We start from the raw sequence: 7,393 nt of genomic DNA, 5'->3' as shown, positions 1-7,393 counted from the left end.
AAAAGGATTTCAGAATGAAATTTTGGGGGATAAATTTAAAAGATGTCTCCTGAAATTCAGATATATCAGGCAACAGAAGTTGCCGAAAATATTCAATTATCTAAAGGAGGCACAGTGAATTTATCTTTTCAAAAAAGGATGGATTGAATTTTACAAAATTATTAAATAATTAAGTAAAATTGTAGGAGGAGAGTAAAAAGATGAATATACAAAACAAATTTACGAAAAGATTCATTGTGTTATTTCTGTCAGTCTTGTTGCTAATGACAAGCACAATATCTACATCATTTGCAGCAACAAACACATCATTTAAAGATATATCAGGACATTGGGCTGAAAAAGAAATTAATTCATGGATATCAAAAGGTTTAATTGCAGGGTACGAAGATGGTGCATTTAAACCGGACAACCCTATAACAAGAGCAGAATTTATAGCACTGGTAAACAGAAGTTTTAATCTTAAAAATACAGTACAAATAAATTTTTCTGATGTGAAACCATCCGATTGGTATTATAGCGACATAAAAAAGGCGAAAGCAGCGGGTTTCATATCAGGTTATGAAGACAATACAATGCGACCTAATAAATATATAACAAGAGAAGAAGCAGCATCAATCATTAGCAGATTATTAAACTTAAAAGATACAGACAATAGTGATATAAGCAAATTTAATGATGCAAGGGAAATATCTAATTGGGCAAAAGGTGCCATAAGTGCCGTTGTCAAACAAGGATATATGGGAGGTTACCCTGACAATACATTTAGACCGGAAAATTTCATAACAAGGGCAGAAACAGTAGTTATACTAAACCGCGCAATAAACAGTCAGACAAAATCTCAGGATGTTATATACGATAAAGCAGGTACCTTTGGTCCTGATAGTGGTACACAAACAATTGAAGGTAATGTAATCGTATCAGCAGCAGATGTAACACTAAAGAACACAATAATAAAAGGGGATCTGCTTTTAAGTAAAACAATTGGCGATGGCAATGTATACTTAAAAAATGTAACTGTAAACGGGATAACAACTATAGAAGGCGGTGGAGAACATAGCATAATTATCGAAGACAGCAGCATAGGGCAAGTAATCATAAATAAAGATGATGATAAAATAAGAGTAGTTGCACAGGGTACGACAAATATAAATCAAGTTGAACTGAAATCAGGAGCAAAATTGGAAGAAGCCCAATTAAAAGGTGAAGGCTTTACATCAGTTACAATAGATAGCATAGTACCATCAAATGCACAGATAACACTAAATGGTAATTTCAAAGATATTAATGTAAATGCAAAAAATGTTTCAGTAAGCATTGGTAATGGAACAGTTGAGAATCTAGCTATAAGCAAAGATGCACCAAATGTCAAAGTGGACTTAGCAGACAATGCAAAAGTTACAAATTTAATTGTTAATTCCGCATCATCTGTCACAGGCAAAGGAAAGATTGAAAAAGCGGAAATAAATTCAAATGCTGTAACAATCGAGGAAAAGCCTGACAATATTGAAATTGCAAGTGGTATCACAGTAAAAATAGCAGGAGAAGATAAATCTTCAGGTAGTACAAATAATGGTAATAATGGAGGTAGTTCAAGTTCTACCAGTGGCGGAAGGAGTACAAATAATAATACAAAAAATAACAATGTAAGTCCAAGCGTAAGCAATGTAGTAGCGATATCAGCAGGAGGTGTCCATACAGTAGCATTGAGGAATGATGGTACAGTCTGGACTTGGGGACGTAATGATTATGGCCAATTAGGTAATGGAACAACAAAGGATAGCTCTTTACCAATACAGGTAAAGGGAATAAGCAATGTAGTAGCAGTATCAGCAAGACGTATCCATACAGTAGCACTGAGGAACGACGGTACAGTTTGGACATGGGGAGATAATGAATGTGGTCAATTAGGCAATGGAACAACAGTGAATAGCTCTACACCCGTGCAGGTAAAGGGAATAAGCGATGTAGTAGCGATATCAGCAGGAGATTATCATACAGTAGCATTGAAGAATGACGGTACAGTCTGGACTTGGGGAGGATATGATGGCTCTACACCTGTACAGGTAAAGGGAATAAGCAATGTAAAAGCAATATCAGCAGGAGATCGTTATACAGTAGCATTGAAGAATGACGGTACAGTCTGGTCTTGGGGAAATAATGATCATGGTCAATTAGGCAATGGAACAACAGCGGATAGATCTATGCCCGTACAGGTAGAGGGAATAAGCGATATAGTAGCGATAGGAGCAGGAGATGGATATACAGTAGCATTGGAGAGCGATGGTACAGTCTGGACTTGGGAATATAATGGCTCTACACCCGTGCAGATAATGCAGGTAAATGGATTAAGCAATGTAGTAGCGGTAGCAACAGGGCAGGAACATATAGTAGAATTGAAGAACAATGGTACAGTCTGGGCTTGGGGAGATAATCGTTATGGTCAATTAGGTAATGGGACAACAGTGGATAGCTCTACACCCTTACAGGTAAAGGGATTAAGCGGTGTAAAAGCGATAGCAGCAGGATATTGGTATACAGTAGCATTAAAGAATGACGGTACAGTCTGGACTTGGGGAGCGAATGATTGTGGTCAATTAGGCAATGGAACAACAGATAAGGACCCTCACTCTACACCCGTGCAGGTAAAGGGATTAAGTGGTATAGTAGCAATAGTAGCAGGAGATGGACATACAGTAGCATTAAAGAATGACGGTACAGTTTGGACTTGGGGATGGAATTTTTGTGGTCAATTAGGCAATGGAACAACAGCGGATAGCTCTACACCCGTACAGGTAAAGGGATTAAGCGGTGTAAAAGCGATAGCAGCAGGATATTGGTATACAGTAGCATTGAAGAACGATGGTACAGTCTGGGCTTGGGGAGCGAATGATTGTGGTGAATTAGGCAATGGAACAACAGCGGATAGCTCTACACCCGTACAGGTAAAGGGAATAAGCGACGTAAAAGCGATAGCAACAGGAGATACCTATACAGTAGCATTGAAGAACGATGGTACAGTCTGGGCTTGGGGAGATAATTATCGTGGTCAATTAGGCAATGGAACAGCAGATAAGGACCCTCACTCTACACCCGTACAGGTAAAGGGAATAAGCGATGTAAAAGCAATAGCAGCAGGAAGTCTCCATACAGTAGCATTGAAGAACGATGGTACGGTCTGGGCTTGGGGATATAATTATGGAAATTATGGAACAACAACGAAGAGTTTTACACCTGTGCAGATAAAAGAAATAAGCGGTGTAATAACAATATCATCAGGAGGTGGATATACAGTAGCATTGAAGAACGACGGTACAGTCTGGGCTTGGGGAGATAATTATCGTGGTCAATTAGGCAATGGAACAGCAGATAAGGACCCTCACTCTACACCCGTACAGGTAAAGGGAATAAGCGATGTAAAAGCAATAGCAGCAGGAAGTCTCCATACAGTAGCATTGAAGAACGATGGTACGGTCTGGGCTTGGGGATATAATTATGGAAATTATGGAACAACAACGAAGAGTTTTACACCTGTGCAGATAAAAGAAATAAGCGGTGTAATAACAATATCATCAGGAGGTGGATATACAGTAGCATTGAAGAACGACGGTACAGTCTGGGTTGGAAATGTAATGAGTATGATCAATTAGGCAATGGAACAGCAGGGTATAGCTCTACACCCGTTCAGATAAAGTTGCAGAACAATTAAATCAAAATATGCTGTGATTTAAAATTTGTTTTATGAAATAATTATTCTAAAAAAGTATTGGAACCCATTATGATAGGAAGGGTTCCCTGCTTTTTTATTATCAGTTCTACTGTTATATGATAGCAAAGGTGATATTATGGATTTTGAGGTTACAGGTTCATTGATACAAAGTTACAGCATTTGCAAAAGGCAGGTATGGCTTATGGCCCATCAGATAATTCCTGATCAAGAGCATCCATACATTGAGATGGGACGCTTAATAGACGACATATCTTATGACAGAGACAGGAAGAAGATAAATTTTGAGAATGTCGTCATAGATCTTGTGAGAAATGACAATGGCAATTTGTTAGTAGGCGAGATAAAGAAAAGCTCAAAAGCCTTAGATAGTGCCAGACTTCAACTTCTTTTTTATTTGTACAAATTGAAGCAAAACGGTATTGAGGCAAAAGGACAACTATTTTTCCCAGAGGAGAGAAAGAAGATCGATGTGTTTCTTACGAGCGAGTTAGAGGCGGGAGTTGTTAGTGTTATAAATGAAATAAGAGATATTATAAATATGGACAAGGCACCAGCTTTTAAGAAAATACCTTACTGCAAAAATTGTGGATATAAGGAGTTTTGCTTATCATGAAAAAGCCTGTTTATATTTTTTCTGATGGAGAATTGCATAGAAAAGATAACACATTGTATTTTGAAGGAGAAAACGGAAGAAAGTTTATTCCTGTTGAAAATACTTCTGAAATAATGATTTTTGGTGAGGTTAGCCTTAACAAAAGGTTTTTGGAGTTTATATCACAATCGGAGATAATACTTCACTTCTTCAACCACTACGGCTACTACGTTGGATCTTTTTATCCGAGGGAACATTTAAATTCCGGATATATGATATTAAAACAAGCGGAAAATTATATTGATGAGAAGAAACGTCTATTTATAGCACAAAAATTTGTAGAAGGTGCATATAGAAACATCCGACAAGTTTTAAAGTACTATCAAAACCGAGGCAAAAGCTTGGACGACATCATTTACGCCATAGAAAGATTAGGAGATATGATAGATGGAACATCTGATATAAATGAGCTTATGGCTATTGAAGGAAATATAAGAGAGTATTACTATAAATCATTTGATGAGATATTGGGGAATGGTGATTTTGAGTTTGATATTAGAAGCAAAAGACCGCCGAAAAATTCCCTAAATGTTCTTATAAGCTTTGGAAACTCTCTCATGTATACAACAGTACTAAGCGAAATTTACAAGACACATTTGGACCCAAGGATAGGGTATTTGCACTCTACAAATTTTAGAAGATTTACACTAAATTTAGATATATCAGAGATATTTAAACCTATTATTATAGATAGAGTCATATTCACAGTTATAGGCAAAAACGTCATTAAAAAAGATGATTTTGATGAAGATGCAGAAGGACTCTTGCTTAAAGATAAAGCGAAGATGGCATTCATAGAGGAATACGAGAATAAACTAAAGACTACGATAAATCATAGATCGTTAGGCAATAATGTTTCATACCGTAGGCTTATACGGCTTGAACTTTATAAACTGGAAAAACATCTTATGGAAGAACAAAAGTACACGCCATTCGTTGCTCAATGGTAAAAAGGTGATATTATGTTTATCATACTTGTATATGATGTCAATGAGAAGCGAGTAAATAAAGTTTTAAAGACATGCAGGAAGTACCTTAATTGGGTCCAAAATTCAGTGTTGGAAGGTGAAATATCAGATGCAAATTTCAGAAAGTTAAAGAGTGAGATCTCAAGGATAATCAATAAAGATGAAGATTCGGTTATTATATATATTTTGCGAACTACTAAGTATTCAGATAGAGAAATAATAGGGCTTGAAAAAGGCGGCGAAAGCTTGTTTGTATGAGATGCCAAAGGGAATGGCTATTTATTATTTTTCAAGCTATATCAAGGATATTTGTGAACTTTTGCTTTCCACTGGCGCCATAGAGAAGGCTTTTGTTCTGGATTATGTCTTAACATATATATAAATTTGTTGTATAATTTTTTTATGAAACTTATGGGAGGCGTACTGATGGAAGGCGGCAGCCGCATTTATGAAATGCTTAAAAACAGGGAAAATTTCAAAGACAGGCTTATATTAGAAGGGATAGTTGTTGGAGTTTTGATAGGATTGGTCGTATCACTTTTAAGGTTTATGTTAGAGAAAACCGGTATATACCTTTTGTCTATGTATAAACTTTTAGAAACGAAGATTTACCTTTTGCCTATATGGCTTATATTTTTAGTTGCGATAGGCATATTTACAAACTACATACTTAAATTGGAGCCTATGATCAGTGGCAGCGGCATACCTCAGGTGGAAGGGACGATTATAGGCTATTTTAAATTAAATTGGCTAAGAATCTTTGTATTGAAGTTTGTAGGGACAATATTGATGATAGGTGTTGGGCTGTCTTTAGGACGGGAAGGTCCATGTGTACAACTTGGTGCATCTTTAGGTCAAGGTGTCAGCAGATCATTAAAGAGGATGCGCTTTGAGGAGAAATACCTTATAACGTGCGGCGCTGGCGCTGGTTTAGCTGCGGCATTCAATGCACCGTTAGCGGGGGTTATATTTTCTTTGGAGGAGCTTCATAAAAATTTTTCCCCAATCGTTCTTGTATCATCAATGGTATCATCTCTTACTGCGACATACGTCACAGATACTTTTTTGGGACTTAAAACGGTATTTGATATTACTAATATGCCGATTGTTCCTTTTTCTCAATATTTTTATCTGCTGCTTTTGGGAGTGATAATAGGATTTGGAGGCATCATATTCAACAAATCGCTTCTAAAAGCACAAGATTTGTACAATAAATATGTAAAAATGCCCCAATTAAAGGTCTTTGTGCCTCTTTTGCTATCAGTCATCGTAGGGCTTTTTCTGCCAATGGTACTTGGCGGTGGTGAAGGTCTTGTAGATAAGATAAGTGGTGCGGACTTAGGTTTTGCATTTGTTGTCATATTGCTTATATCAAAATTCCTTTTTACAATAATAAGTTATGGGTCTGGAGTGCCGGGAGGCATATTCATGCCACTTCTTGCAATAGGTGCGCTTATAGGCAATTTATACGGTATAACTATCATTCATGCGTTTAATATAAATAGCATATACCTAAAGGACTTTGTTGTTTTAGCTATGGCTGGATATTTTGCTGCTATCGTAAGAGCACCTATAACAGGAAGCCTCTTAGTTACGGAGATGACAGGCTCATTTAGCCATTTGCTTGCCTTAAGCACTGTATCAATAACGGCTTACATTGTATCTGGTCTTTATGGAAATGAGCCAATATATGAATCGCTGCTTGATAGGATAATAAAAAGCAAAGGTAATATGGCTAATATCGATGAAAATGATGATGTGGCTAAAATATTATTTGAGATGCCTGTTGCTGTCGGGTCTTTTGTAGATGGCAAAAAATTAAAAGACATAGAATGGCCGCATAGTTGTCTTGTGGTTGGAATAAAAAGAGGTGGGAAGGAGATAATACCAAAAGGAAATACAAAGATACTGGCTGGTGATTATATAGTGTTGCTTGGCAATGAAAAAGATGTTGTAAATATAAAAAACAATATAAGAAAGATGACAGAAATGTGATATGAAAAAAGTTAATGGGATTTTCAGAAAGCCTATTGACTTTTTTATTTT

5 protein-coding genes are annotated in these 7,393 nt (G+C 36.7%); all 5 read left to right on the top strand.

Going from position 1 to position 7,393, the window contains the following annotated elements:
- Positions 1–200: 200 nt before the first annotated feature.
- The 5 genes from HNR52_RS08055 (at position 201) to HNR52_RS08035 (ending at position 7,342) form a co-directional block, all read left to right on the top strand.
- Entirely contained in the window at positions 201–3,647 is a 3,447-nt protein-coding gene (locus tag HNR52_RS08055; RefSeq protein WP_435620251.1) for an RCC1 domain-containing protein, read from the top strand.
- Positions 3,648–3,842: 195 nt separating this feature from the next.
- Positions 3,843–4,340, top strand: a complete 498-nt coding sequence (cas4, locus tag HNR52_RS08050) for a CRISPR-associated protein Cas4 (protein ID WP_435620250.1) — start codon at positions 3,843–3,845, stop codon at positions 4,338–4,340.
- Positions 4,337–5,329, top strand: coding sequence for a type I-B CRISPR-associated endonuclease Cas1b (gene cas1b, locus HNR52_RS08045; RefSeq protein WP_435620249.1), 993 nt, complete (start codon positions 4,337–4,339; stop codon positions 5,327–5,329). Before cas4 ends, cas1b begins: the two co-directional genes overlap by 4 nt.
- A 12-nt stretch (positions 5,330–5,341) precedes the next feature.
- The gene (gene cas2 / locus HNR52_RS08040) at positions 5,342–5,605 is read left to right on the top strand and encodes a CRISPR-associated endonuclease Cas2 (RefSeq protein ID WP_013789001.1); all 264 of its coding nucleotides are present in this window, start codon (positions 5,342–5,344) and stop codon (positions 5,603–5,605) included.
- Positions 5,606–5,773: 168 nt separating this feature from the next.
- On the top strand, positions 5,774–7,342 hold the full coding sequence (locus tag HNR52_RS08035) for a ClC family H(+)/Cl(-) exchange transporter (RefSeq protein WP_435620248.1): 1,569 nt from the start codon (positions 5,774–5,776) through the stop codon (positions 7,340–7,342).
- Positions 7,343–7,393 lie beyond the last annotated feature (51 nt).

It is taken from the genome of Thermoanaerobacterium thermosulfurigenes (genome assembly GCF_051201035.1).
In the GTDB taxonomy this organism is placed as follows: domain Bacteria; phylum Bacillota; class Thermoanaerobacteria; order Thermoanaerobacterales; family Thermoanaerobacteraceae; genus Thermoanaerobacterium; species Thermoanaerobacterium thermosulfurigenes.
This window is presented reverse-complemented; position numbering and strand designations above follow the sequence as displayed.

Excerpts from the sequence above, each read along its gene's own strand:
- HNR52_RS08055 (WP_435620251.1), top strand. The coding sequence starts at position 201 with ATGAATATACAAAACAAATTTACGAAAAGATTCATTGTGTTATTTCTG.
- cas4 (WP_435620250.1), top strand. The coding sequence starts at position 3,843 with ATGGATTTTGAGGTTACAGGTTCATTGATACAAAGTTACAGCATTTGC.
- cas1b (WP_435620249.1), top strand. The coding sequence starts at position 4,337 with ATGAAAAAGCCTGTTTATATTTTTTCTGATGGAGAATTGCATAGAAAA.
- cas2 (WP_013789001.1), top strand. The coding sequence starts at position 5,342 with ATGTTTATCATACTTGTATATGATGTCAATGAGAAGCGAGTAAATAAA.
- HNR52_RS08035 (WP_435620248.1), top strand. The coding sequence starts at position 5,774 with ATGGAAGGCGGCAGCCGCATTTATGAAATGCTTAAAAACAGGGAAAAT.